Annotated in this window: 21 protein-coding genes and 1 pseudogene; 15 read left to right on the top strand and 7 right to left on the bottom strand. The window is 68.3% G+C overall.

The features are described from left to right. The first annotated feature begins 50 nt into the window (after positions 1 to 50). From AC5Y7V_RS20390 to AC5Y7V_RS20360, 7 genes and pseudogenes are all read left to right on the top strand, one after another. Positions 51 to 851 carry a helix-turn-helix transcriptional regulator gene (locus AC5Y7V_RS20390; RefSeq protein WP_499881849.1) on the top strand — a complete coding sequence of 267 codons (801 nt, stop codon included), beginning with the start codon at positions 51 to 53 and terminating at the stop codon, positions 849 to 851. Then, positions 848 to 2,296 (top strand): Fe-S cluster assembly protein SufB, encoded by a 1,449-nt coding sequence (gene sufB / locus AC5Y7V_RS20385; protein WP_499881848.1) that lies wholly within the window; start codon positions 848 to 850, stop codon positions 2,294 to 2,296. Before AC5Y7V_RS20390 ends, sufB begins: the two co-directional genes overlap by 4 nt. Beyond that, the gene (sufD, locus tag AC5Y7V_RS20380; RefSeq protein WP_499881847.1) at positions 2,296 to 3,450 is read left to right on the top strand and encodes a Fe-S cluster assembly protein SufD; all 1,155 of its coding nucleotides are present in this window, start codon (positions 2,296 to 2,298) and stop codon (positions 3,448 to 3,450) included. The genes sufB and sufD overlap by 1 nt, the downstream gene beginning before the upstream one ends. Continuing rightward, entirely contained in the window at positions 3,447 to 4,229 is a 783-nt protein-coding gene (gene sufC / locus AC5Y7V_RS20375; RefSeq protein WP_499881846.1) for a Fe-S cluster assembly ATPase SufC, read from the top strand. The genes sufD and sufC overlap by 4 nt, the downstream gene beginning before the upstream one ends. A gap of 2 nt (positions 4,230 to 4,231) precedes the next feature. Further along, positions 4,232 to 5,467 carry a cysteine desulfurase gene (locus AC5Y7V_RS20370; RefSeq protein ID WP_499881845.1) on the top strand — a complete coding sequence of 412 codons (1,236 nt, stop codon included), beginning with the start codon at positions 4,232 to 4,234 and terminating at the stop codon, positions 5,465 to 5,467. After that, positions 5,464 to 5,947: pseudogene (sufU, locus tag AC5Y7V_RS20365) on the top strand (Fe-S cluster assembly sulfur transfer protein SufU); the annotation flags it as partial. The gene AC5Y7V_RS20370 and the pseudogene sufU, both read left to right, overlap by 4 nt. After that, complete coding sequence (locus AC5Y7V_RS20360) at positions 5,928 to 6,275, top strand: metal-sulfur cluster assembly factor (RefSeq protein ID WP_067014712.1); 348 nt, start codon at positions 5,928 to 5,930, stop codon at positions 6,273 to 6,275. The pseudogene sufU and the gene AC5Y7V_RS20360, both read left to right, overlap by 20 nt. A 12-nt stretch (positions 6,276 to 6,287) precedes the next feature. Here AC5Y7V_RS20360 and AC5Y7V_RS20355 read toward each other — a convergent pair whose 3' ends face one another. The 4 genes from AC5Y7V_RS20355 to AC5Y7V_RS20340 all read right to left on the bottom strand — a co-directional run bounded on the left by AC5Y7V_RS20355 (position 6,288) and on the right by AC5Y7V_RS20340 (position 10,751). Continuing rightward, positions 6,288 to 7,034, bottom strand: a complete 747-nt coding sequence (locus AC5Y7V_RS20355) for a DUF5666 domain-containing protein (RefSeq protein ID WP_499881844.1) — start codon at positions 7,032 to 7,034, stop codon at positions 6,288 to 6,290. Between the two features lie 78 nt (positions 7,035 to 7,112). Then, positions 7,113 to 7,748 carry a DUF5666 domain-containing protein gene (locus AC5Y7V_RS20350; RefSeq protein WP_499881843.1) on the bottom strand — a complete coding sequence of 212 codons (636 nt, stop codon included), beginning with the start codon at positions 7,746 to 7,748 and terminating at the stop codon, positions 7,113 to 7,115. Positions 7,749 to 7,958: 210 nt separating this feature from the next. Next, entirely contained in the window at positions 7,959 to 9,788 is a 1,830-nt protein-coding gene (locus AC5Y7V_RS20345; protein WP_499881842.1) for an acyl-CoA dehydrogenase, read from the bottom strand. An 81-nt stretch (positions 9,789 to 9,869) separates the two neighbouring features. Next, positions 9,870 to 10,751 carry a PE family protein gene (locus AC5Y7V_RS20340; RefSeq protein WP_499881841.1) on the bottom strand — a complete coding sequence of 294 codons (882 nt, stop codon included), beginning with the start codon at positions 10,749 to 10,751 and terminating at the stop codon, positions 9,870 to 9,872. A 184-nt stretch (positions 10,752 to 10,935) separates the two neighbouring features. Here AC5Y7V_RS20340 and trxA point away from each other — a divergent pair, with 184 nt between their 5' ends. Further along, a complete protein-coding gene (trxA, locus tag AC5Y7V_RS20335) occupies positions 10,936 to 11,295 on the top strand; it encodes a thioredoxin (protein ID WP_499881840.1) in 360 nt (119 codons plus the stop codon). Here the strand turns inward: trxA and AC5Y7V_RS20330 are convergent. After that, positions 11,292 to 12,734 carry a condensation domain-containing protein gene (locus AC5Y7V_RS20330; RefSeq protein ID WP_499881839.1) on the bottom strand — a complete coding sequence of 481 codons (1,443 nt, stop codon included), beginning with the start codon at positions 12,732 to 12,734 and terminating at the stop codon, positions 11,292 to 11,294. The genes trxA and AC5Y7V_RS20330 overlap by 4 nt on opposite strands. Before the next feature lie 340 nt (positions 12,735 to 13,074). Between AC5Y7V_RS20330 and AC5Y7V_RS20325 the strand changes: the two genes are divergently transcribed. From AC5Y7V_RS20325 to AC5Y7V_RS20310, 4 genes are all read left to right on the top strand, one after another. Then, positions 13,075 to 13,788 carry a GAP family protein gene (locus AC5Y7V_RS20325; protein WP_499881838.1) on the top strand — a complete coding sequence of 238 codons (714 nt, stop codon included), beginning with the start codon at positions 13,075 to 13,077 and terminating at the stop codon, positions 13,786 to 13,788. Beyond that, on the top strand, positions 13,769 to 14,623 hold the full coding sequence (locus AC5Y7V_RS20320) for an enoyl-CoA hydratase (RefSeq protein ID WP_499882033.1): 855 nt from the start codon (positions 13,769 to 13,771) through the stop codon (positions 14,621 to 14,623). Before AC5Y7V_RS20325 ends, AC5Y7V_RS20320 begins: the two co-directional genes overlap by 20 nt. Positions 14,624 to 14,641: 18 nt before the next feature. Further along, complete coding sequence (locus AC5Y7V_RS20315) at positions 14,642 to 16,270, top strand: ABC-F family ATP-binding cassette domain-containing protein (protein ID WP_499881837.1); 1,629 nt, start codon at positions 14,642 to 14,644, stop codon at positions 16,268 to 16,270. Between the two features lie 92 nt (positions 16,271 to 16,362). Continuing rightward, a complete protein-coding gene (locus AC5Y7V_RS20310) occupies positions 16,363 to 16,569 on the top strand; it encodes a helix-turn-helix domain-containing protein (protein ID WP_499882032.1) in 207 nt (68 codons plus the stop codon). 38 nt (positions 16,570 to 16,607) lie between these two features. On the opposite strand, the gene AC5Y7V_RS20305 is transcribed toward AC5Y7V_RS20310, so the two are convergent. Both AC5Y7V_RS20305 and AC5Y7V_RS20300 read right to left on the bottom strand, forming a co-directional pair. Next, the gene (locus AC5Y7V_RS20305) at positions 16,608 to 17,189 is read right to left on the bottom strand and encodes a TetR/AcrR family transcriptional regulator (RefSeq protein WP_499881836.1); all 582 of its coding nucleotides are present in this window, start codon (positions 17,187 to 17,189) and stop codon (positions 16,608 to 16,610) included. A 12-nt stretch (positions 17,190 to 17,201) separates the two neighbouring features. Continuing rightward, a complete protein-coding gene (locus AC5Y7V_RS20300; RefSeq protein WP_499881835.1) occupies positions 17,202 to 20,015 on the bottom strand; it encodes an aconitate hydratase in 2,814 nt (937 codons plus the stop codon). Between the two features lie 154 nt (positions 20,016 to 20,169). Between AC5Y7V_RS20300 and AC5Y7V_RS20295 the strand changes: the two genes are divergently transcribed. From AC5Y7V_RS20295 to ripB, 3 genes are all read left to right on the top strand, one after another. Next, the gene (locus AC5Y7V_RS20295; RefSeq protein ID WP_499881834.1) at positions 20,170 to 20,709 is read left to right on the top strand and encodes an Rv1476 family membrane protein; all 540 of its coding nucleotides are present in this window, start codon (positions 20,170 to 20,172) and stop codon (positions 20,707 to 20,709) included. A gap of 261 nt (positions 20,710 to 20,970) precedes the next feature. Next, the gene (ripA, locus tag AC5Y7V_RS20290; RefSeq protein WP_499881833.1) at positions 20,971 to 22,404 is read left to right on the top strand and encodes an NlpC/P60 family peptidoglycan endopeptidase RipA; all 1,434 of its coding nucleotides are present in this window, start codon (positions 20,971 to 20,973) and stop codon (positions 22,402 to 22,404) included. Positions 22,405 to 22,428: 24 nt separating this feature from the next. Continuing rightward, positions 22,429 to 23,157, top strand: a complete 729-nt coding sequence (gene ripB / locus AC5Y7V_RS20285) for an NlpC/P60 family peptidoglycan endopeptidase RipB (RefSeq protein WP_499881832.1) — start codon at positions 22,429 to 22,431, stop codon at positions 23,155 to 23,157. Positions 23,158 to 23,226 lie beyond the last annotated feature (69 nt).

The following is a 23,226-nucleotide window of genomic DNA, read 5'->3' as shown; positions in this document are numbered from 1 at the left end:
CTCCGGCTGACTCGCGGGTGTGACCAGCGCAACGCGTATAGAGGGGACCCTTGGTAGACCGATCCCCGGAATTGCGTCACACTGGTGTTGTGAAAATCCGAACCCGCCTCGATGAGGCGCCCGCGGCTCCCGTCGGCGCCGCGGTGCCGGATGGTCACACCCGCCGCGCCATCGTGCGCCTGCTGCTGGAATCCGGATCGATCACCGCGGTCGAGGTCGGGGACCGGCTCGGCCTGACTCCGGCCGGCGTGCGGCGCCACCTCGACGCGCTGATCGAGGCGGGCGACGCCGAGTCGGTGGCCGCCGAGCCGTGGCAGCAGGTGGGTCGTGGGCGGCCCGCCAAGCGCTTCCGGCTGACCGGGGCCGGCCGGGCCAAGCTCGACCACGCCTACGACGACCTGGCCGCGGCGGCCATGCGCCAGCTGCGTGAGATCGGCGGCGAGGACGCCGTCCGCACCTTCGCCCGGCGGCGCATCGACACGATCCTGGCCGGCGTCGAGGCGGCCGACAGCCCCGACGACGCCGCGGTCGAGGCGGCGGCCGAGCGGGTCGCCGGCGCGCTGACCAAGGCCGGCTACGTCGCGACCACGACCCGGGTCGGCGGGCCGATCCACGGGGTGCAGATCTGCCAGCACCACTGCCCGGTGTCCCACGTCGCCGAGGAGTTCCCCGAGTTGTGTGAAGCCGAGCAGCAGGCCATGGCCGAGGTGCTCGGAACCCACGTGCAGCGGTTGGCGACCATCGTCAACGGAAACTGCGCCTGCACCACCCACGTGCCACTCACTGTTCCGGTTTCCAAGGCGCCCAGCCCGCGCCGCGATACGACAAGCATCGAAGGAGCGTCGTTATGACCCTCACGCCCGAGGCCAGCAAGACTGCAGTCGCGCCGTTGACCCAGGAGGAGGCCATCGCCTCGCTGGGCCGGTACGGCTACGGCTGGTCCGACTCCGACGTCGCGGGCGCCAGCGCGCAGCGCGGGCTGTCCGAGGCGGTGGTGCGCGACATCTCGGCCAAGAAGAACGAGCCCGAGTGGATGCTGCAGACCCGGCTCAAGGCGCTGCGCATCTTCGAGCGCAAGCCGATGCCGAACTGGGGCTCCAACCTCGGGGGCATCGACTTCGACAACATCAAATACTTCGTGCGCTCCAGTGAGAAGCAGGCAGCGACCTGGGACGATCTGCCGGCAGACATCAAGAACACTTACGACAGGCTGGGCATCCCGGAAGCCGAGAAGCAGCGGCTGGTCTCCGGTGTCGCCGCGCAGTACGAGTCGGAGGTCGTCTACCACTCCATCCGTGAGGATCTGGAGAAGTTGGGCGTCATCTTCCTGGACACGGACACGGCGCTGCGTGAGCATCCGGACATCTTCAAGCAGTACTTCGGCACCGTGATCCCGGCGGGGGACAACAAGTTCTCCGCGCTGAACACCGCGGTGTGGAGCGGCGGGTCGTTCATCTACGTGCCGCCGGGCGTGCACGTCGACATCCCGCTGCAGGCCTACTTCCGGATCAACACCGAGAACATGGGCCAGTTCGAGCGGACCCTGATCATCGCCGACGAGGGCTCCTATGTGCACTACGTCGAGGGCTGCACGGCCCCGATCTACAAGTCGGACTCGCTGCACTCGGCGGTGGTCGAGATAATCGTGAAACCCAATGCGCGCGTTCGCTACACGACCATCCAGAACTGGTCGGGCAACGTCTACAACCTGGTCACCAAGCGGGCGCGGGCCGAGGCCGGCGCCACCATGGAGTGGGTCGACGGCAACATCGGCTCGAAGGTGACCATGAAGTACCCGGCGGTCTGGATGACCGGCGAGCACGCCAAGGGCGAGGTGCTCTCGGTGGCGTTCGCAGGCGTAGACCAGCACCAGGACACCGGCGCCAAGATGCTGCACCTGGCGCCCAACACGTCGAGCAACATCGTGTCCAAGTCGGTGGCCCGCGGCGGCGGCCGCACCTCCTACCGCGGCCTGGTGCAGGTGAACAAGGGCGCGCACGGGTCGCGCTCGAGCGTGAAATGCGATGCGCTGCTGGTCGATACGATCAGCCGCAGCGACACCTACCCCTACGTCGACATCCGCGAGGACGACGTCACGATGGGCCACGAGGCCACCGTCTCGAAGGTCAGCGACAACCAGCTGTTCTACCTGATGAGCCGCGGCCTGACCGAGGACGAGGCGATGGCGATGGTGGTGCGCGGCTTCGTCGAGCCGATCGCCAAAGAGTTGCCGATGGAATACGCGCTGGAGCTCAACCGGCTGATCGAGCTGCAGATGGAAGGCGCGGTCGGGTAGTGACTGCCGCTCTGAATAAGGGAGAGCTGTTCGCCTCCTTTGACGTTGACGCGTTCGAGGTGCCGCACGGGCGCGACGAGCTGTGGCGGTTCACCCCGCTGCGCCGGCTGCGCGGGCTGCACGACGGTTCCGCAACGGCCACCGGCCGGGCGGGTATCGAGGTGGCCGAGCGGACCGGCGTGCGGGTCGAGACCGTCCGGCGTGGCGACGAGCGGCTCGGTGAGGCCGGTGCCCCCGCCGATCGGGTTGCCGCCCAGGCGTTTTCGTCGTTCAACTCCGCGACCTTGGTCACCGTCGCCCGGGATACCCGGATCGCCGAGCCGATCAACGTCACCGTCACCGGGCCCGGCGAGGGCGCGGTGGCCTACGGGCACCTGCAGATCCGCGTCGAGGAGCTCGGCGAGGCGGTGGTGGTCATCGACCAGCGCGGCGGCGGAACCTATGCCGACAACCTCGAATTCGTCGTCGACGACGCCGCCCGGCTGACGGTCGTGTGGATCGCCGACTGGGCCGACGACATGGTGCACGTGAGCGCGCATCACGCCAGGCTGGGCAAGGACGCGGTGCTGCGCCACGTCGCCGTCACACTGGGCGGCGAGGTCGTGCGGATGTCGGCCAACGTGCGGTTCTTCGGCCCCGGCGGGGACGCCGAGTTGCTGGGCCTGTACTTCGCCGACGACGGCCAGCACCTCGAGTCGCGGCTGCTGGTGGACCACGCGCGCCCCGACTGCCGCTCGAACGTGCTGTACAAGGGTGCCCTGCAAGGGGATCCGGATTCGGCGCTGCCCGACGCCCACACGGTCTGGGTGGGCGACGTGCTGATCCGCGCCGAGGCCACCGGCACCGACACCTTCGAGGTGAACCGCAACCTCGTGCTGACCGACGGGGCGCGCGCCGACTCGGTGCCCAACCTCGAGATCGAGACCGGGGAGATCGCCGGCGCCGGGCATGCCAGCGCCACCGGGCGTTTCGACGACGAACAGCTGTTTTACCTGCGCTCGCGCGGCATCCCGGAGGAGCAGGCCCGCCGCCTGGTAATCCGCGGGTTCTTCGGGGAGCTCATCTCGCAGATCGCGGTGCCCGAGGTGCGCGAACGCCTGACCGCAGCCATTGAACACGAACTGGCCATCACGGAGAAGACAACGACCTCATGACGACCCTCGAAATCAAAGACCTGCACGTCAGCGTCGACGACCCGAACGCCCCCGAGGGGGAGCGCGAGATCCCGATCCTCAAGGGCGTGGACCTCACCGTGAAATCCGGTGAGACGCATGCCCTGATGGGCCCCAACGGGTCCGGCAAGTCGACGCTGTCCTACGCGATCGCCGGTCACCCCAAGTACCGGGTCACGTCGGGGTCGATCACGCTGGACGGCGAGGACGTGCTGGCGATGAGCGTCGACGAGCGCGCGCGTGCCGGGATATTCCTGGCGATGCAGTACCCCGTCGAGGTGCCAGGCGTCTCGGTGTCGAACTTCCTGCGCTCGGCGGCCACGGCCGTGCGCGGCGAGGCCCCGAAGCTGCGCCACTGGGTCAAAGAGGTCAAGGGGGCGATGACGGCCCTCGAGATCGACCCGGTCTTCGCCGAGCGCAGCGTCAACGAGGGTTTCTCCGGCGGGGAGAAGAAGCGCCACGAGATCCTGCAGCTGGAACTGCTCAAGCCCAAGATCGCGATCCTCGACGAGACCGACTCCGGGTTGGACGTCGACGCGCTTCGGGTGGTCAGCGAGGGCGTGAACCGCTACGCCGAAACCGAACACGGCGGCATCCTGTTGATCACGCACTACACCCGCATCCTGCGCTACATCCATCCGGAGTACGTGCACGTGTTCGTCGGCGGCCGCATCGCCGAGTCCGGTGGCCCGGAGCTCGCCGACGAGCTGGAGCAGAACGGGTACGTGCGCTTCTCGCAAGCGGCGGCCACCGGGGCCTGAGCATGTTGGACGTCGCGGCCATCCGTGCCGACTTCCCGATCCTCAAGCGCATCATGCGCGGGGGAAACCAGTTGGCGTACTTGGATTCCGGCGCGACCTCGCAGCGTCCGCTGCAGGTGCTCGACGCCGAGCGGGAGTTCCTGCTGACGTCCAACGGCGCGGTGCATCGCGGTGCGCACCAGCTGATGGAGGAGGCTACCGACGCCTACGAGCAGGGCCGATCCGACATCGCGGCCTTCGTGGGAGCCGACGCCGACGAATTGGTGTTCACCAAGAACGCCACCGAGGCGCTCAACTTGGTGTCATACGTGCTGGGCGACAACCGTTTCCAGCGCGCCGTGGGGCCCGGTGACGTCATCGTCACCACCGAGCTCGAGCACCACGCCAACCTGGTCCCGTGGCAGGAGCTGGCCCGGCGCACCGGGGCGATGTTGCGCTGGTACGGCGTGACCGACGACGGGCGCATCGATCTCGACTCGTTGCAGCTCGACGAGCGGGTCAAAGTCGTTGCGTTCAGCCACCATTCCAACGTCACCGGCGCGCTCGCGCCGGTGGGCGAACTGGTCGGCCGCGCCAAGGCCGTGGGCGCGCTGACCGTGCTGGACGCCTGCCAGTCGGTGCCGCACCGGCCGATCGACTTCCACGCGCTCGACGTCGACTTCGGCGCGTTCTCCGGCCACAAGATGTTGGGGCCCAATGGGATCGGCGTGCTGTACGGGCGGGGCGAGCTGCTGTCGGCCGCGCCCCCGTTCCTCACCGGCGGCTCGATGATCGAGACGGTGACCATGGAGGTCAGCACCTACGCGGCGCCGCCGCAGCGCTTCGAGGCCGGCACCCCGATGACCTCCCAGGTGGTCGGGTTGGCCGCGGCCGCACGCTATCTCGGCGCCATCGGCATGGACGCCGTGGAAGCCCACGAGCGCGAGCTGGTGGCCGCGGCCATCGACGGCCTGTCCGGCATCGACGGCCTGCGCATCGTCGGCCCGACGTCGACGGAGAACCGCGGCTCGCCGGTGGCGTTCGTCGTCGACGGCGTGCACGCCCACGACGTCGGCCAGGTGCTCGACGACGACGGCGTCGCGGTTCGGGTGGGGCACCACTGCGCGTTGCCGCTGCACCGCAGGTTCGGCGTGGCGGCGACCGCGCGGGCGTCGTTCGCGGTCTACAACACCCTCGACGAGGTCGATCGCCTGGTGGCCGGCGTGCGACGCGCGCTGGATTTCTTTGGGAGAGACTGACGTTGCGCCTCGAGCAGATCTATCAGGACGTGATCCTCGATCACTACAAGCACCCGCAGCACCGGGGGCTGCGGGAGCCGTTCGGCGCGCAGGTGTACCACGTCAACCCGGTCTGCGGCGACGAGATCACCCTGCGGGTCGCCCTGTCCGACGACGGCGACACCGTCACCGACGTCTCATATGACGGGCAGGGCTGTTCGATCAGCCAGGCGTCGACGTCGGTGCTGACCCAGCAGGTGATCGGCCGCAGCGTCGGCGAGGCGCTCAAGACCCTCACCGCGTTCAGCGAGATGGTGTCATCGCGCGGCAAGATCGACGGCGACGAGGACGTGTTGGGCGACGGGGTCGCCTTCGCCGGCGTCGCCAAATACCCGGCGCGGGTGAAATGCGCGCTGCTTGGCTGGATGGCTTTCAAGGACGCACTGGCTCAGGCGAGTGCGGGTTTTGAGGAGGACCAAAAATGAGCGAAACCACCGCACCGAGCGACGAGTTCCTCGCCGACGTGGAGGAGGCGATGCGCGACGTCGTCGACCCCGAACTGGGCATCAACGTCGTCGACCTCGGGCTGGTTTACGGCCTCAACGTCGAAGAGGGCGACGAGGGGACCGTCGCCCTGATCGACATGACGTTGACGTCGGCGGCCTGCCCGCTGACCGACGTCATCGAGGACCAGTCGCGCAGCGCGCTGGTCGGCAGCGGGCTGGTCGACGACCTGCGGATCAACTGGGTGTGGAACCCGCCGTGGGGCCCCGACAAGATCACCGAGGACGGGCGCGAGCAGTTGCGCGCCCTCGGCTTCACCGTCTGAGCACAGCCCCTTCTAGAGATGGAAGGGGAGGTGGGGCAGGTGCAGGTGGTGGTGCGGGTGTCCCATCGGCGGGCACGCCTCGAGGCTGATGGTCATCGCGTGCAGCACCCCGGCGTCCTGGGTTCCCTGCGCCCCCAAGCACTTTCCGTTTGTGATCGCCTGGGAGTCTGAAGCCGTCTGCTTCTGATACGACGTCGTGTCCGCGACCGTCACGTTCGTGGGCGTCGGTTGGGCGCCGATGCCGTTGACGGCGATGGTATTACCCGAGACCGAGGCGACCGTGCCGTAGAACCCGGCCGGTGGCGGGCACTTGCCGTCGACGGCGGCGGTGACGGTCACCGATTGCGCGGTGATGGCGCCGGGGGTGGGCGCGCTCTGCGGCGTGGCGCGCACGTTGACGCAGCTGCCGGGGGTGACGTCGGTCAGCTGGGCCGGCGTGGTCTCGACGACCCTGGTCTGTGGCGTGAAGTCCACGGTGGCCGATCCGGTCCGCGTCCTGAGCCCGATGGTGCCGCCCGACACCGACTGGACCAGTCCCTCGACGTAGTCCTTGGGGGCGGGGGGCGGCGCGGGGGCCGGCGAGGGCGGCTGGCCGGCCGCGGCGCTGGGTGGGGTCGCCGTCACGGTCGGTTTCCCGGTGGTGCCGGTGTTGCTCGCCGTGTCACCCGAGTGGCACATGGCGAGGCTCAGCGCGATCAGAGCGACGACCGCGACCAGCGCGATCTGGGCCAGTCGGGGCTTGACCGTTCTGACGGGCATCGACGTGGCTCCGATCGTGAGGCGGGTTCGAGCGGGATACCCGCTCGCACCCATGCCTTCACTATCCCGTAACAGGGATCACCCGCGCGGTTTGCCCGGGCACTTGCCGTCGACAGCCGCCCGCACGTTGATGCTCGTCGCCTGCAGCGTGCCGCCGCTGTCCAGGCTGCCGCGCGCCGTGACGCACTTGCCCTGCGTGATCGCGTCGGGAGTGGCGGTCGCCAGCTTGGAGTACTTCGTCTGGTCGTCGACGGTCACGGGCGTCTGAGTGCTGTTACCGCTGGCGTCGGCGCCCGCGACGGTGACGGTGTTTCCGGTCACCGAAGCAACCGAGCCCCGCAACGGCTTTGGCTTGGGGGGCGCCGGCGACGGTGAACCGGGGGGTGGCGGCGTGGTGGTCGAACCCTGCCCGGACTCTTTGGCCGGGGGGCAGGTGCCGTTGACCGACGGGCTGACCCGGACGGATGCGGCGGTGACCGGCTGCCCGCTTTGGGCTTCCTGGGTGGGCCGCACGGTGACGCAGCTCCCCTGGGTGACGTCACTCAGCGTGGCCGGGGCGACCTCGGTGACCTTGGTCGTGGAGGTGAAGTTCACCGCGGCCTTGCTGTTGTCTTCCTTGGTGACCTGAATCGAGTTGCCCGCGACGGACGCGATCAGGCCGCTCACCTTGGCTTCGCCCTGGGGCGGTGCCTGTGAGGTGGCGGTCGAGGTCACCGTCGAGGTTGAGGTGGACGTCGAGGTCGGAGCCGATTGGTTCGACGATCCGCACGCGGCGACGGACACGACGGCCGCGCTCGCGGCGGTGAGGATGGCGAAGCGGGTGAGCCGAGGAGTGGGACAGCTTGCGGATATCAACGTTTCCCCCATTCGTGAGTTGGACCACGAAAGGTGTACCCGTTCGAGCTGTGCCGGAACTGTGAAGTGTCAGAACGCGTCTTCGGAGACCCGCATGATGTCGTCGTCGAGGGACTCGAGGACCCTGCGCTGGGCGGCCAGCCTGGGCAGCATGTTCTTCGCGAAGAACGTCGCCGTCGCGACCTTGCCCTCATAGAAGCTCTTGTCGCTCGCGGAGGGTGCGTCGGCCAGGGCGGCCCGGGCGACGCCGGCCTGGACAAGCAGCCGCCAGCCGATGACCAGGTCGCCGACCGCGAGCAGGTAGCGCACCGACCCCAGCCCCACCTTGTAGATCTCGGTCGGGTGCTGGGTGGCCGACATCAGGTAGCCGGTCAGCGCGCCCGTCATCGCGGTGACCTCGTCGAGCGCCGCCTGCACCAGCTCGGCCTGCGGCTTGAGCGCCTCGTCGCAGGCGTCGATGGTCTTACTGATCTGCGCCACCAGGAACTGTAGGGCCTGACCGTGGTCGCGGACGATCTTGCGGAAGAAGAAATCGAGCGCCTGGATGGCGGTGGTGCCCTCGTAGAGCGAATCGATCTTGGAGTCGCGGATGTACTGTTCGAGCGGGTAGTCGACCAGGAAGCCCGAGCCCCCCAGTGTCTGCAGCGACTCGGTCAGGATCTCGTAGGCCCGCTCGGAGCTCACCCCCTTGACGATCGGCAGCAGCAGGTCGTCGATGCGGTGCGCCATGTCGGCGTCGGCACCCGAAACCCGTTGCGCCACAGCCGCATCCTGATGCGCGGCGGCATACATGTAAAGCGCCCGCAGCCCCTCGGCGTACGCCTTCTGCGTCATCAGGCTGCGACGCACGTCGGGGTGGTGCATGATCGTGACCCGCGGCGCGGTCTTGTCGGTCATCTGGGTGAGGTCGGCGCCTTGTACGCGCTCCTTCGCGAAGGCCAACGCGTTCAGGTAGCCCGTGGACAGGGTGCCGGCGGCCTTCACCCCGATCGTCATGCGCGCCTGCTCGATCACGGTGAACATCTGCGCGATCCCGTTGTGCACGTCGCCCACCAGGTAGCCCACGGCGGGCACGTCGCCGTCGCCGAAGGTCAATTCGCACGTCGGTGAGGACTTGATGCCCATCTTGTGTTCCAGCCCGGTGGCGAAAACGCCGTTGCGGGAACCGAGTTCGAACGTCTCGGGATCGAACAGGTACTTGGGCACATAGAACAGGCTCAACCCCTTGGTGCCCGGCCCGGCGCCCTCCGGCCGGGCCAGCACGAGGTGGAAGATGTTCTCGGCGGTCTCGCCCACGTCGCCGCCGGAAATGAAGCGCTTGACGCCCTCGATGTGCCAGGTGCCGTCGGGCTGCTGGATGGCCTTGGCGCGGCCCGCCCCCACGTCGGAGCCGGCGTCGGGCTCGGTGAGCACCATGGTGGCCTGCCAGCCGCGCTCCACACTGACGGCCGCCCACTGCCGTTGCTGCTCGTTGCCCTCCTCGTAGAGCGCCTGGGCCATGAACGGGCCGAAGTTGAAGAAGTTCGCCGAGGGGTTGGCGCAGAGGATCATTTCGTTGACCGCCCAGGCCAGCGGCGGCGGCGCCGGCATGCCGCCGATCTCCTCCGCCATGCCCAGCCGCCACCACCCCGCCTCCTTGATCGCCCGCACCGTCTTGGCCAACTCGTCGGGCACGCTGATCGAGTGCGTGGCCGGGTCGAACACCGGCGGATTGCGGTCGGCGGCGGCGAAGGACTCCGCGACCGGCCCCTCCGCCAGGCGCGCGGCCTCGGCCAGGATGGTTCGGACGGTGTCCTCGTCGAGGTCGCTGTAGCTCCCGGCGCCGAGGACGGCGCTTATTTCGAGGACCTCGAACAGGTTGAACTCGATGTCGCGGACGTTAGCGATGTAGTGCCCCAACGCGATTCCCTCCACTCCGGCCGATCGGCCGATGAGGTCAGTCTCTCCGAGTGGGCAAAACGTACGCAACCGTAACTAGGGCTACACCACGCCGGGCGTGCCTCTTACGCCGAACAGTATTCCGGCGTTGCCGCCCGCGCCGTTGGTGCCGCCGATCCCGCCCTTACCGCCGTTGCCGCCGTTTCCGATCAAGAAGGAGTTCCCGCCGTTGCCGCCATTGCCGTTCGACCCGCCGTTGCCGCCGTCACCACCATTGCCGTAGATCAGTCCGGCGGCGCCGCCGTCACCGGCGTTGCCGAGAGATTGGGTAAACCCACCGGCACCGCCGTTGCCCACCAGCCAGGCCCGGCCACCGGCACCGCCGCCGAAGAACCCGGTGCCGCCCGCGCCGCCGTTGCCCCACAGCAGCCCGCCGTTGCCGCCGGCGCCGCCGATCCCGGCCGGGCCGCTGGCGCCACCCATGCCGCCGGTGCCGAAGAACCCGGCGTCGCCGCCCCTGCCTCCGTTCGGGCTGGCGACGGTACCCGCTCCGCCCCTGCCGCCGTTGCCGAACAGGATTCCGCCGCCCTCGCCGGCCTGACCGGGCGCGGTGGCGTTGTTTCCGTTTCCAATCAAGGGGCGGCCGATGAGTAGCCGGGTGGGCTCGTTGATCAGGTCGAACAGCGGCTTCAACGGGTTGGTGGCTGCGGCTTCGGCGGCGGCGTATGCCTGCGCGCCGCCAAGCAAGTTTTGCACGAATTGGTCGTGAAACGCCGCGACCTCGGCGCTCAGCGCCTGATAACTCTGGCCGTGCACGTCGAACACCGCGGCGATCGCGGCGGATACCTCATCGGCCGCGGCGGCGGGCACTGAGGTCGTCTGGGCCGCCACCGCGGAATTGACCTCGCTAATTGCCGCACCGATGCGCGCCAGATTCCCGGCTGCCCCCGACACCAATCCCGTATCCGCGACCAGAAATGACATCCCGCACCTCCCGGTGAAGCGTCAGCGATCGGAAAATCCTATCGCGTATTCAGCAGCTGTGGAGTAGCAAATTGTTTGCTGTCGTCACGGGTGAATTTGATGGCTCACGCACACGATTCGCGTCGTATTTCGGGCCCCAGAGGGCTGCGGGAACACCGCGTCAGTTACCTACGTTAAGACGCTTGTGACAACACGCGATCTCACTGCTGAGCAGTTCAACGAGACCATCGAGGGCAACGACATCGTGCTGGTGGACTTCTGGGCCTCCTGGTGCGGCCCGTGCCGCCAGTTCGCCCCGACGTTCCAGGCGTCCTCGGAGGAACACCCGGACATCGTCTACGCCAAGGTCGACACCGAGGCCGAGCAACAGCTCGCGGCGGCCGCCCAGATCCGGTCCATCCCGACCCTCATGGCCTTCAAGAAGGGCAAACTGCTGTTTAACCAGGCCGGCGCGCTACCGCCGGCGGCCCTGGAGGACCTGGTTCAGCAAATCAAGGCCTTCGACATCGAAGCGGCCGAGGCCGCCCAGGCCGACCAGGCCTAGACCAGTTGCCGCTGCAGCGCGGCGACCTCCCACACCGGCGCCCCGGCGCGGCCTGCGGCGACGCGCAGGTAGATCGATTTCAGCGTCTCGAGGTACCGAGCAACCGACTCCCGGGCGACCGGGTTGTCGGGGAAGAACACCATGGCATGCGTTTCGTTTTCATACCGGTTGACGCGCAAATCGAATCGCGCCGGAACCCCGCCGTCGTGATGGATCTTGATGTTGGAGCCGCCCCAGTCCGACTTGACGATGGTGGACAGCGGAGGGCTGCTGGCGTCGAGATGGAACAGCAACGGGACACGCCCCTGGGGCATGCTCAGCCACGGCGCCAGCTCCAGCACGCGGGAAAACGGCACATTCGCCAGGGCCTTGCCCGAATCGAACGACTGCTGCGCGGCCCGCACGGCGGCACCGAACGATGACGAGCCGACGGGAATGGTGATCGGGACGAAACCGGTGAACCAACCGATCGTCAGAAACTCGGCCCGCGAGCTGCGGGTGTCGCACGCAACCAGCCCGTAATACGTTTCGGCGCCGGTCAATTCGTATTGCGCGAGGCCGGCGGCGGCGAACACGCCGCCGCTGAAACGGCCGCCCGCCGCGATGCAAGCGGCTTCGAAATCGGCCGTCTGTTGCTCGTCCATGAGCCGGACGAACGTCAGGTCGCACGCCCCCGAGCCGTCGCCGAGCGACACCGGGCATTCCGGCAGGGTGCCGTCATTCTGTTCGAAGAAGTCGACCCAGGCCTGCACCTGCGGGGAGTCCAGGGTCAGCTCGGAGGTGTACTCGTGTTGCTGGACGCAGTACTTCTCGTAGCTGCCCGGGGCCGGCAGGGGCGGCGGCGCCCCGCCGGCCAGCAGGGACGTGTACATCAGGTACAGCTCCATGCGTATCGCGCCGAGGAATTGCGCGTCGATGTAGAGATGGTCGATGGAAAAGCAGAAGGTGAAGTGATCCGCGCGCTGAATTACGGCAAAGCGGAAGCAATCCCACTCCAACGGGCTCGGCGTGGCCACGATGTGCTCGCGAAAATCCTCCGGCGTCATCTCGTCGTGCTTGATCGGAACGCATTGAATATCGGCGGGATTGCGAACGGTGTGCCGCAAAATCCGGTCGCCGTCGGCAAATTCGAACCAGCTGTGATACGTGTCGTGCCGCCGAAGATGCGCGTTGATGACGTAGGTCAGGACCCGGATGTCGCACCGGCCGGGCATGTCCCAGCTGCCGATGCACAGCCGCGACATGTCCACCCCGCGTCCCGCGTGGTCGACGAAATTGCGCAGGTGACGGGCCTGCTGGTGGCTGGCCGGAACAGGGCTAATCGGGGCTTGCCGGACCTTGGCGAGCGACGCCGGCGAGGGATGCCAGCACACGACCGCCCCCGGGTCCGGCAACCAATCGTGGATGGCCCCGAACGCCTCTTCCCCTGGGATGAACACATTCCCTCCCTAGTCTGCTTCATCGCCTGGACACAGCGGATTCATAGCTCTACCATTGCTTTGCCGAACGGCGTTCCTACCTCCATTGGCCGGATCCGGTTGCGGGACAGCACATTTGCGCGCCAATGCCCCTGCTACTGCCGCCCGCGCAAGACGTCACAACGGGCGTAGCCGACACGCGCCCAATGGTGGCTAAAGATAGCAGACCAAACCAAGCGGCGTGGGCCGTTTGCACGACATTTAACGTACGGTCGCGTGCCGAAACGCGACGTACGCGGCGGCGGTTCAATCGCCCGGAAGTGCGAACGCGACCCGGCCCGGTCGCGGTAGAGTCGCGCCCATGTGGGGCACGGTGCTGGCGTTGGCGCTGGTGGCGGGGGTGGACCCGGGGCGGATCGGGATCGCCCTGCTGCTGTTTTCGCGACGACGGCCGGTGCTGCACCTCTGTGCTCTGTGGCTGGGCGGGGTGGCGGTCGGCGTGACCCTGGCCCTGGGCGCGCTCGTGGGGCTGCACGACGTCGTGCTCGGCGTCATGGACCGGGTGGACGTTGCCACCTCGAGCTCCACGGCGGGGCGGATTCAGGTCGCGATGGGCCTGCTCGCCCTGGTGATCGCCGGGGCGATCGCGGTCGGTGTTTCGGTGCGCCGACCCGTCGCGGTGCCCGCCGGGGTTCCCCTGAACCAGGCCGAACCGACGACGTTCTCCCGGGTGTCGACGCGCGCCCTGCACGCGCTGCAGTCCGGCCCGCCCTGGATCACCTTCCTGGTCGGGGTGGGGATAACGACCGACTTCCGGTACCTGGCGGCGCTGACCGTGATCCTGGCCTCCGGGGCCGCCCTGGGCACCCAGGTCAGCGCGGCGGCGGCGTACACGCTGGTTGGCCTGGCGTTTGCCGAGGTCCCGCTGATCTGCCATTTGGCGGCGCCGGCGCGCACCGGCGCGATGATGTCGCGGGTGCACGACTGGGTGCAGGCCCGCAGGCGGGCGGTCCTCGGGGTCGTCGTGGCGGTGCTGGGGGTTTTCCTGATGACCACTGGCATGGGCCACGTCTGAGCAGAGCGTCCGTTACCTTTCTCGGGTGAGCCTGGTACTGGTAGAGCAACCGCGGCCCGGTGTCGCGCTGATAACCCTCAATCGGCCCGAACGGATGAACTCCATGGCCTTCGACGTCATGGTGCCGCTCAAAGAGGCCCTCGAGCAGGTCACCTACGACAATTCCGTGCGCGTCGTGGTGTTGACCGGGGCGGGCCGAGGGTTCTCCTCGGGCGCCGATCACAAGTCCGCGGGCACGGTGCCCCACGTCGCCGGGCTGACCCGTCCGACGTACGCGCTGCGTTCGATGGAGCTGCTCGACGACGTGATCCTGGGGCTGCGCCGGCTACACCAACCGGTGATCGCCGCGGTCAACGGCCCCGCCATCGGCGGCGGACTGTGCCTGGCGCTGGCCGCCGACATCCGCGTGGCATCCACCAGCGCCTACTTCCGGGCCGCGGGCATCAACAACGGCCTGACCGCCAGCGAACTGGGCCTGTCCTACCTGCTGCCCCGGGCGATCGGGTCGTCGCGCGCGTTCGAGATCATGCTGACCGGCCGCGACGTCAGCGCCGAGGAGGCCGAGCGGATCGGGCTGGTGTCCTGTCAGGTGCCGGAGGCCCAGCTGCTGGACACCTGCTACGCGATCGCCGCGCGAATCGCGGCGTTCTCGCGGCCGGGAACCGAGTTGACCAAGCGCACGCTGTGGAGTGGACTCGACGCCGGTAGCCTGGAGGGGCACATGCAAGCCGAAGGCCTAGGACAGCTCTTCGTCCGCCTGCTCACCGCCAACTTCGAGGAAGCGGTTGCCGCGCGCGCGGAGAAGCGGCCGCCGGTTTTCACCGACGAAAAGTAACCATCAAAGGGAGTAGATGTGATCACGGCCACGGACCTCGAGGTCCGCGCTGGTGCGCGCATTCTGCTCTCACCTGACGGCCCGGATCTGCGCGTGCAGCCCGGCGACCGCATCGGGCTGGTGGGCCGCAACGGGGCGGGCAAGACGACGACCCTGCGCATCCTGGCCGGGGAGAGCCAGCCCTACGCGGGGTCGGTGGCCCAGATCGGCGAAATCGGTTACCTCCCACAGGATCCCAAAGAAGGCGATCTCGACGTGCTGGCCCGCGACCGGGTGCTGTCGGCCCGCGGGCTGGATGTCCTGCTCACCGATCTCGAGAAGCAGCAGGCGCTGATGGCCGAGGTCGCCGACGACGAGGCGCGGGACCGCGCGATCCGTCGCTACGGGCAGCTGGAGGAGCGATTCGTGGCGCTCGGCGGCTACGGCGCCGAGAGCGAGGCGGGCCGCATCTGCGCGAGTCTCGGCCTGCCCGAACGGGTGCTGACGCAGAAGTTGCGCACGCTGTCCGGCGGGCAGCGCCGCCGCGTGGAGCTGGCGCGCATCCTGTTCGCCGCGTCGGACAGCGGCTCCGGGTCGTCGACCACCTTGCTGCTCGACGAGCCGACCAACCACCTCGACGCGGATTCGCTTGGCTGGCTGCGCGATTTCCTGCGGGCGCACACCGGCGGGCTGGTACTCATCAGCCACAACGTCGAGCTGCTGGCCGATGTCGTCAACCGGGTGTGGTTCCTGGACGCGGTGCGCGGCGAGGTCGACGTCTACAACATGGGCTGGCAGAAGTATCTGGACGCCCGGGCGACGGACGAGCAGCGCCGCCGCCGGGAACGCGCCAACGCCGAGCGCAAGGCCGCCGCGCTGCGCACCCAGGCCGCCAAGCTGGGCGCCAAGGCCACCAAAGCCGTTGCCGCGCAGAACATGTTGCGCCGCGCCGATCGGATGATGGCGGCGCTCGACGAGGAAAGGGCCGCCGACAAGGTGGCCCGGATCAAGTTCCCCACCCCGGCCGCGTGCGGGCGCACCCCGCTGGTCGCCAAGGGACTTTCCAAGTCATACGGGTCGCTCGAGGTGTTCAGCGGCGTCGACCTGGCCATCGACCGTGGATCCCGCGTCGTCGTGCTCGGTCTCAACGGCGCGGGCAAGACGACGCTGCTGCGCCTGCTGGCCGGCGTCGAAACCCCCGACAGCGGGGGCCTCGAGCCCGGACATGGTTTGCGGATCGGGTATTTCGCGCAGGAGCACGACACCCTCGACAACGACGCGACCGTCTGGGAGAACATCCGGCACGCCGCGCCCGAGTCGGGCGAGCAAGAGCTGCGCGGCCTGCTCGGCGCGTTCATGTTCAGCGGCCCGCAGCTCGACCAACCGGCGGGCACCCTGTCCGGCGGGGAGAAGACGCGGCTTGCGCTGGCCGGCCTGGTGGCGTCGACGGCCAACGTGCTGCTCCTCGACGAACCCACCAACAACCTGGATCCCGCGTCGCGCGAACAGGTGCTCGACGCGCTGCGCAGCTACCTCGGCGCGGTGGTGTTGGTGACCCACGACCCGGGCGCGGCCGAGGCCCTCGACCCGCAACGCGTCGTGCTGCTGCCCGACGGCACCGAGGACTACTGGTCCGACGACTACCGGGATCTCATCGAACTCGCGTGATTTCGCCAAATCGGCCCGCGGCCGACGATGGCTTCCTACTCTATGTGCTTGGGGATCGAGCCCAGAGCATGGAGGGGACCTTGAAGACCGCAGTGAGAAGGCCGAAGAAGACGCGCGAGCAGATGTTGCACGAACTGCGCAACGCGTACGAGGGCGGCGCCAGCATCCGCAAGCTGGTGGCCACCACCGGCAGGTCCTACGGGTCGGTGCACAGCATGCTGCTCGAGTCCGGCACCACGCTGCGCGGACGCGGCGGCCCCAACCACACTTCGGCCCGGAGCCAGTCCCCGCGGGCGTAGCGTCACTGCGAAATTACGTCCCCTCATTCGCAGTGGCGTTACGCCCGCGCCCCAACGTCCTTGCGCCGCACCGACTTTTCCACCAGGTCGAGGACCGCGGACAGCCGGCGCGGATCCTCGCCGGACGCCAGCCGGGCCACCAAGCCGTCGAGAACCAGTTCTAGGTAGCACTGCAGCACGTCGCCGGGAACGTCGTCGCGGACCCGGTGCGCCTCCTTCTGCCGGCGCAGCCGATCGGTCGTCGCCGCCGCCAGTTCCGCGGAGCGATCCGCCCAGCCCTGGCTGAACACGGGGTCGTTGCGCAGCTTGCGCGCGATCTCCAGCCGGGTCGCGAGCCAGTCGAATTGGTCGGGCGCGGCGAGCATGTCGCGCATCACCTGGATCAGGCCCTCGCGGGACGCCACGTCGGCCATCCGCTCGGCGTCCTCGTGCGCCAGCGCGAAGAACAACGCGTCCTTGTCCCGGAAGTGATGGAAGATCGCGCCGCGCGACATCCCGATCGCCTTCTCCAGCCGACGCACCGTCGCCTTGTCGTAGCCGTATTCGGCGAAGCAATGGCGCGCACCGTCGAGGATCTGGCGGCGGCGGGCCGCCAGATGGTCCTCGCTGACTTTTGGCACCGGCGGGCCGCGTTAGCCGGACTTGAGCATGTTGCGCAGCACGTACTGCAGGATGCCGCCGTTGCGGTAGTAGTCCGCCTCGCCGGGTGTGTCGATGCGCACGACCGCGTCGAACTCGATCGGGTCGCCACTCTCCTTGGCGGCCTTGACCTTCACCGTCTTCGGCGTCTTGCCGTCGTTGAGCGCCTCGATGCCGGTGATGTCGAAGACCTCGGTGCCGTCCAGGCCCAAGTCTCCGGCGGTCTTGCCCTCCGGGAACTGCAGCGGGATGACGCCCATGCCGATCAGGTTGGACCGGTGGATGCGCTCGAACGACTCGGCGATCACCGCCCGCACGCCCAGCAGCAGCGTGCCCTTGGCCGCCCAGTCACGCGACGAGCCCGACCCGTACTCCTTGCCGCCCAGCACCACCAGCGGAATGTTCTGTGCCGCATAGTTTTGCGCGGCGTCGTAGATGAACGCCTGCGGGCCGCCGTCCTGGGTGAAGTCACGGGTGTAGCCGCCGGCGACGTCGTCCAGCAGCTGGTTACGAAGCCGGATGTTGGCGAAGGTGCCGCGGATCATCACCTCGTGGTTGCCGCGCCGCGAGCCGAAGGAGTTGTAGTCCTTGCGCTCCACGCCGTGCTCGTCGAGGTACTGGGCGGCGGGGGTGCCCGGCTTGATGGCACCGGCGGGGGAGATGTGGTCGGTGGTCACCGAATCGCCCAGCAGCGCCAGCACCCGGGCGCCGGAGATGTCCTTGACGGGTTCGGGGTCGGCCGACATGCCCTCGAAGTAGGGGGGCTTCCGCACATACGTCGAATCCGGGTCCCACTCAAAGGTGTTGCCGCTGGGGGTCGGCAGGTTGCGCCAGCGCTCGTCGCCCTTGAACACGTCGGCGTAGTTCTTGGTGAACATCTCCTGGCTGATCGCCGAGGCGATGGTGTCCGAGACGTCCTGCTGCGACGGCCAGATGTCCTTCAAATAGACGTCCTTGCCCTCTTTATCTGTCCCGAGCGGCTGCTGATCGAAGTCGAAGTCCATGGTCCCGGCCAGCGCGTAGGCGACCACCAGCGGCGGCGACGCCAGGTAGTTCATCTTCACGTCCGGGTTGATGCGGCCCTCGAAGTTGCGGTTGCCCGACAGTACGGCCGCCACGGAAAGGTCGCTGTCGTTGATCGCCTTGGAGATCTCGTCGGGCAGCGGGCCCGAGTTGCCGATGCACGTGGTGCAGCCGTAGCCGACGAGGTAGAAGCCGAGCTTCTCCAAATACGGCCACAGGCCGGCCTTGTCGTAGTAGTCGTGGACCACCTGGGAGCCCGGCGCCATCGTGGTCTTCACCCACGGCTTGGCGGCCAGCCCCTTCTCGACGGCGTTGCGGGCCAGCAGCGCCGCGCCCAGCATCACCTCCGGGTTGGAGGTGTTGGTGCACGACGTGACCGCCGCGATCACCACCGCGCCGTGGTCGAGCACGAACTCGCCGAGTTCCTCGGAGCGGACCGTCACCGGGCTGCTCACCCGGCCCTTCGCGTGCTTCGCGGCCGACTCCACCTTCGGGGCGTCGTCGGCGTGGCCGTTCTCCAGCGCCCCCGGGTCGCTCGCCGGGAACGTCTCGTCGACGGTCTCGTCGAGCTTCGAGTAGGCCTTCTTGTCGGGATCGTCGCCGACATAGTTCGGGATCTGCTCGCGGAACGTCGATTTCGCGTCCGACAACGCGATGCGGTCCTGCGGGCGCTTGGGGCCGGCGATCGACGGCACCACGTCGGACAGGTCGAGTTCGAGGTATTCGGAGAAGGCCGGCTCGTGCTTGGGGTCGTGCCACATGCCCTGTTCCTTGGCGTACGCCTCGACCAGGGCCAGCTGCTCGTCGCTGCGGCCGGTGAAGCGCAGGTAGGAGATGGTCTCCTCGTCGATCGGGAAAATGGCTGCGGTGGAACCGAACTCGGGACTCATGTTGCCCAGGGTGGCGCGGTTGGCCAGCGGCACCTCGGCCACCCCTTCGCCGTAGAACTCGACGAACTTGCCGACGACGCCGTGCTTGCGCAGCATCTCGGTCACCGTCAGCACGACGTCGGTGGCCGTGACGCCGGCCTGGATCTCGCCGGTCAGCTTGAAGCCGACGACGCGGGGGATGAGCATCGACACCGGCTGGCCCAGCATCGCGGCCTCGGCCTCGATGCCGCCCACGCCCCAGCCGAGCACGCCGAGGCCGTTGACCATCGTGGTGTGCGAGTCGGTGCCCACACAGGTGTCCGGATACGCCACCCCGTCGCGGGTCATCACCACGCTCGCCAGGTACTCGATGTTGACCTGGTGCACGATTCCGGTGCCCGGGGGGACCACCTTGAAGTCGTCGAAAGCGCCCTGGCCCCAACGCAAGAACTGGTAGCGCTCGCCGTTGCGCTGGTATTCGATCTCGACGTTGCGCTCGAACGCGTCGGCGGTGCCGAACAGGTCGGCGATCACCGAGTGGTCGATCACCAGGTCGGCGGGGGCCAGCGGGTTGACCTTGTCCGGGTTGCCGCCGAGGTCGCCGACGGCCTCGCGCATGGTGGCCAGGTCGACGATGCACGGCACGCCGGTGAAGTCCTGCATCACCACGCGGGCCGGCGTGTACTGGATCTCAATACTGGGCTCCGCCTTGGGATCCCAGTTGGCGATCGCCTCGATGTGGTCCTTGGTGATGTTGCTGCCGTCCTCGTTGCGCAGCAGGTTCTCGGCCAGGACCTTGAGGCTGTACGGGAGTTTCTCGGTATTGGGGACGGCGTCCAGGCGGTAGATCTGGTAACTCTTGTCGCCGACCTTGAGGGTGTCGCGGGCTCCGAACGAGTTCACAGAATCAGTCACTTCAACTCCCAAGGATTAAGTTCTTCCGCCGACGGGCCATGTCGGCGGTGCGGTACCACTTTAACAGTACGCTTGTCCTGTATTACGGCGGGGTGCCCGCCATTCCAGTCTTGTCGCGCGCGGCGCGGGATTAAAGCCCCATTACAGTGTCGGCATGACCGGGCACCCGTTTCTGCCGCTCTACATTCCGGTGGACGTCGACATGACCGCGATCAAGGCTCAGGTCGCTGCCAACGGCGTCAGCGCGCCGCCGGCGGCCATGCCCGGGCTGCTCGACGTCGTCAACCAGGCGCACGCCGACGGCATCAACCTCAAGATCGTCCTGCTCGACCACAACCCGCCGAACGACACCCCGCTGCGCGACATCTCCACCGTCGTCGGCGCCGACTACCACGACGCCACCGTCCTGACGCTGAGCCCGAATTACGTCGGCACCTACAGCACGCAATTCCCTCGCGTCACGCTCGAGGCCGGCGAGGACAACGCCAAGACGGGCAACCCGGTGGTCTCGGCGCAGCATTTCCTGCACGAGCTGAATACGCCCGAATTTCCCTGGACTGGCCTGACCATCTTCCTGCTGATCGCCGTCCTCGCCGCGGCCGTGGGTACCCGACTTCTGCAGTCGCGCGCCAAGCGCGCAGCAACGCCGGCCGGCACGCCGGACCCGACGCCAGAGGCGTCCGATAGCGCTTAGTAACGGCGTCTGACACGCGCATCCGGCGCGGGTCGGCTCGGGTCGCCCCATAGGGCCGCGCCCCGTTGAATTCGCGCGGCAAACAACGCAGGTCACCGTTCGGTCACATTAAACGCACGTCAAGAGTGCAGTTTGTGACGAGCGTTTCCACGGCGTCATATGTGACGTACGGTGCAAATGGTGCTCGTGTTGTTTGTGGCGTTTTCAGAAAGGCCGTGCCTGGCGCCGCCCGTCCGCGTTGAGCCGTAGGAGACCTGCCGAATGAGACGTACGCGCTGGGCATCGTCTGCGCGACCGGCCGCCAGGTTGCTCCGGCCGGTCGCTCCGTCGGTGCTGAGCGTGGCCATGTTGCTGTGCACCCCGGGCCTGGCCGACGCCGACCCCGCCGCCGACAGCATGGCCGCATTGATCGCCAACGTCGCCAAGGCCAACCAACGCCTGGAAGACCTGACCGCCGAGATCCAGACCGAGCAGGAAAGCGTCAACAAGGCCCTGGTCGACGTCGAGACCGCGCGCGACAACGCCACCGCCGCCGAGCACGACGTCGAGGCCAGCCAGCAGGGGGTCAAGGACGCCAACGCGGCGATCGCCGCCGCGCAGCACCGGTTCAACACCTTCGCCGCGGCCACCTACATGAACGGGCCGTCGGGCAGCTACCTGACCGCGACCAGCCCCGAAGAGATGATCGCGACCGAGAGCGCCGCGGAGACCCTGACCGCGAGCTCCCAGGCGGTGATGGACAAGCTGCAGCGGGCCCGCACCGAGCAGGTCAACAAGGAGTCGGCCGCGCGGCTGGCCAAGCAGAAGGCCGACAAGGCCGCCGCCGACGCGAAGGCGAGCCAGGACGCCGCGGTGGCCGCGCTCACCGATTCCAAGCGCAAGTTCAACGACCAGCGCGAGCAGGCCACCCGGCTGGCCGCCGAGCGCGACCAGGCGCAGGCGAAACTCGCAGCGGCCCAGCGCGAGTGGGCGGCGGAGCATGGCGGGTCCCCCGTCCCGCTCTCGGGGGACCGGTGGGATCCGGGGTCACCCGCTGGCGCCCCGCCCGCCGGCGGGCGGCGGTGGGACGGTCTGTGGGACCCGACGCTGCCCATGGTGGCCAGCGCCAACGTGCCGGGTGACCCGATCGCCGTGATCAACCAGGTGCTGGGCATCTCGGCCACCTCGACGCAGGTCACCGCCGGCATGGGCCGCAGCTTCCTGCAACAGCTGGGCATCCTCAAGCCCGACGACACCGGCATCACCAACGCGGCGCCCGGCGGCACCGCCGGCCGCATCCCCCGGGTGTACGGGCGGCAGGCCACCGAGTACGTGATCCGGCGCGGCATGTCGCAGATCGGCGTGCCCTATTCGTGGGGTGGCGGCAACGCGGCGGGGCCCAGCAAGGGCATCGACTCCGGCGCCGGGATCACCGGCTTCGACTGTTCGGGCCTGGTCCTGTACTCGTTCGCCGGCGTGGGCATCAAGCTGCCGCACTACTCGGGTTCGCAGTACAACCTGGGCCGCAAGATCCCGTCGGCGCAGATGCGCCGCGGCGACGTCATCTTCTACGGACCGGGCGGCAGCCAGCACGTGACGCTCTACCTCGGCGACGGCCAGATGCTCGAGGCCCCCGACATCGGTTTGAAGGTTCGCGTCGCGCCCGTGCGCACCAGCGGGATGACGCCCTATGTGGTCCGTTACATCGAATGGTGACGATCGATTACTGAACGAGGAGCTATGCGCCGCAACCGGTTTCGTCTGATCAACCTGGCCTGCATCACCGCGATGCTGACCGGGCTGATGTTGTCTGTGGCGCCGGCTCCCGTGGTCAGCGCCGACCCCGGGTGGGATCCCACGCTGCCGGCCACCATCAGCGCCGGCGCGCCTGGCGATCCGCTCGCCGTCGCCAACGCCTCGCTGCAGGCCACCGCGCAGGCCACCCAGACCACGCTGGACCTGGGCAAGCAATTCCTCGGCGGCCTCGGCATCAACCTGGGGGGCGACCCGGCTCCCACCGCCGCGACCCCCACCAACCCCGGCGGCAAGATCCCGCGGGTCTACGGCCGGCAGGCGATCGAGTACGTGATCAAGCGGATGGGTTCGCAGATGGGCGTGCCCTATTCGTGGGGTGGCGGTTCGCTGGACGGGCCCAGCAAGGGCGTCGGCGACGGGGCGAACATCAACGGCTTCGACTGCTCGGGCCTGATGCGCTACGGCTTCGCCGGCGTCGGGGTGCTGATCCCGCGGTTTTCCGGTGACCAGTACAACGCCGGGCGCCACATTCCCCCGGACCAGGCGCGGCGCGGCGACCTGATCTTCTATGGGCCCAACGGCGGCCAGCACGTCACCATGTACCTGGGCAACGGTCAGATGCTGGAGGCGTCCAGCCTCGCCGGCCACGTCACCGTCAGCCCGGTGCGCAAGCCCGGCATGACGCCGTTCCTGACTAGGATCATCGAGTACTGATCGCGGGGCCAGGTAGGCATCAGCTGGGTGAGCGTCGACGGAAACCGGCAGGCCTGGAATAGTTGGTCC

Source organism: Mycobacterium sp. NGS34 (assembly GCF_059812845.1).
The sequence above is the reverse complement of the archived record's forward strand: the minus strand, read 5'-3'. Positions and strand labels throughout refer to the sequence as shown.

Coding starts and splice junctions, on each gene's coding strand:
- sufB (WP_499881848.1), top strand. CDS start 848: ATGACCCTCACGCCCGAGGCCAGCAAGACTGCAGTCGCGCCGTTGACC.
- ripB (WP_499881832.1), top strand. CDS start 22,429: ATGCGCCGCAACCGGTTTCGTCTGATCAACCTGGCCTGCATCACCGCG.
- AC5Y7V_RS20360 (WP_067014712.1), top strand. CDS start 5,928: ATGAGCGAAACCACCGCACCGAGCGACGAGTTCCTCGCCGACGTGGAG.
- AC5Y7V_RS20370 (WP_499881845.1), top strand. CDS start 4,232: ATGTTGGACGTCGCGGCCATCCGTGCCGACTTCCCGATCCTCAAGCGC.
- AC5Y7V_RS20325 (WP_499881838.1), top strand. CDS start 13,075: ATGTGGGGCACGGTGCTGGCGTTGGCGCTGGTGGCGGGGGTGGACCCG.
- AC5Y7V_RS20340 (WP_499881841.1), bottom strand. CDS start 10,751: ATGTCATTTCTGGTCGCGGATACGGGATTGGTGTCGGGGGCAGCCGGG.
- ripA (WP_499881833.1), top strand. CDS start 20,971: ATGAGACGTACGCGCTGGGCATCGTCTGCGCGACCGGCCGCCAGGTTG.
- AC5Y7V_RS20295 (WP_499881834.1), top strand. CDS start 20,170: ATGACCGGGCACCCGTTTCTGCCGCTCTACATTCCGGTGGACGTCGAC.
- AC5Y7V_RS20355 (WP_499881844.1), bottom strand. CDS start 7,034: ATGCCCGTCAGAACGGTCAAGCCCCGACTGGCCCAGATCGCGCTGGTC.
- sufC (WP_499881846.1), top strand. CDS start 3,447: ATGACGACCCTCGAAATCAAAGACCTGCACGTCAGCGTCGACGACCCG.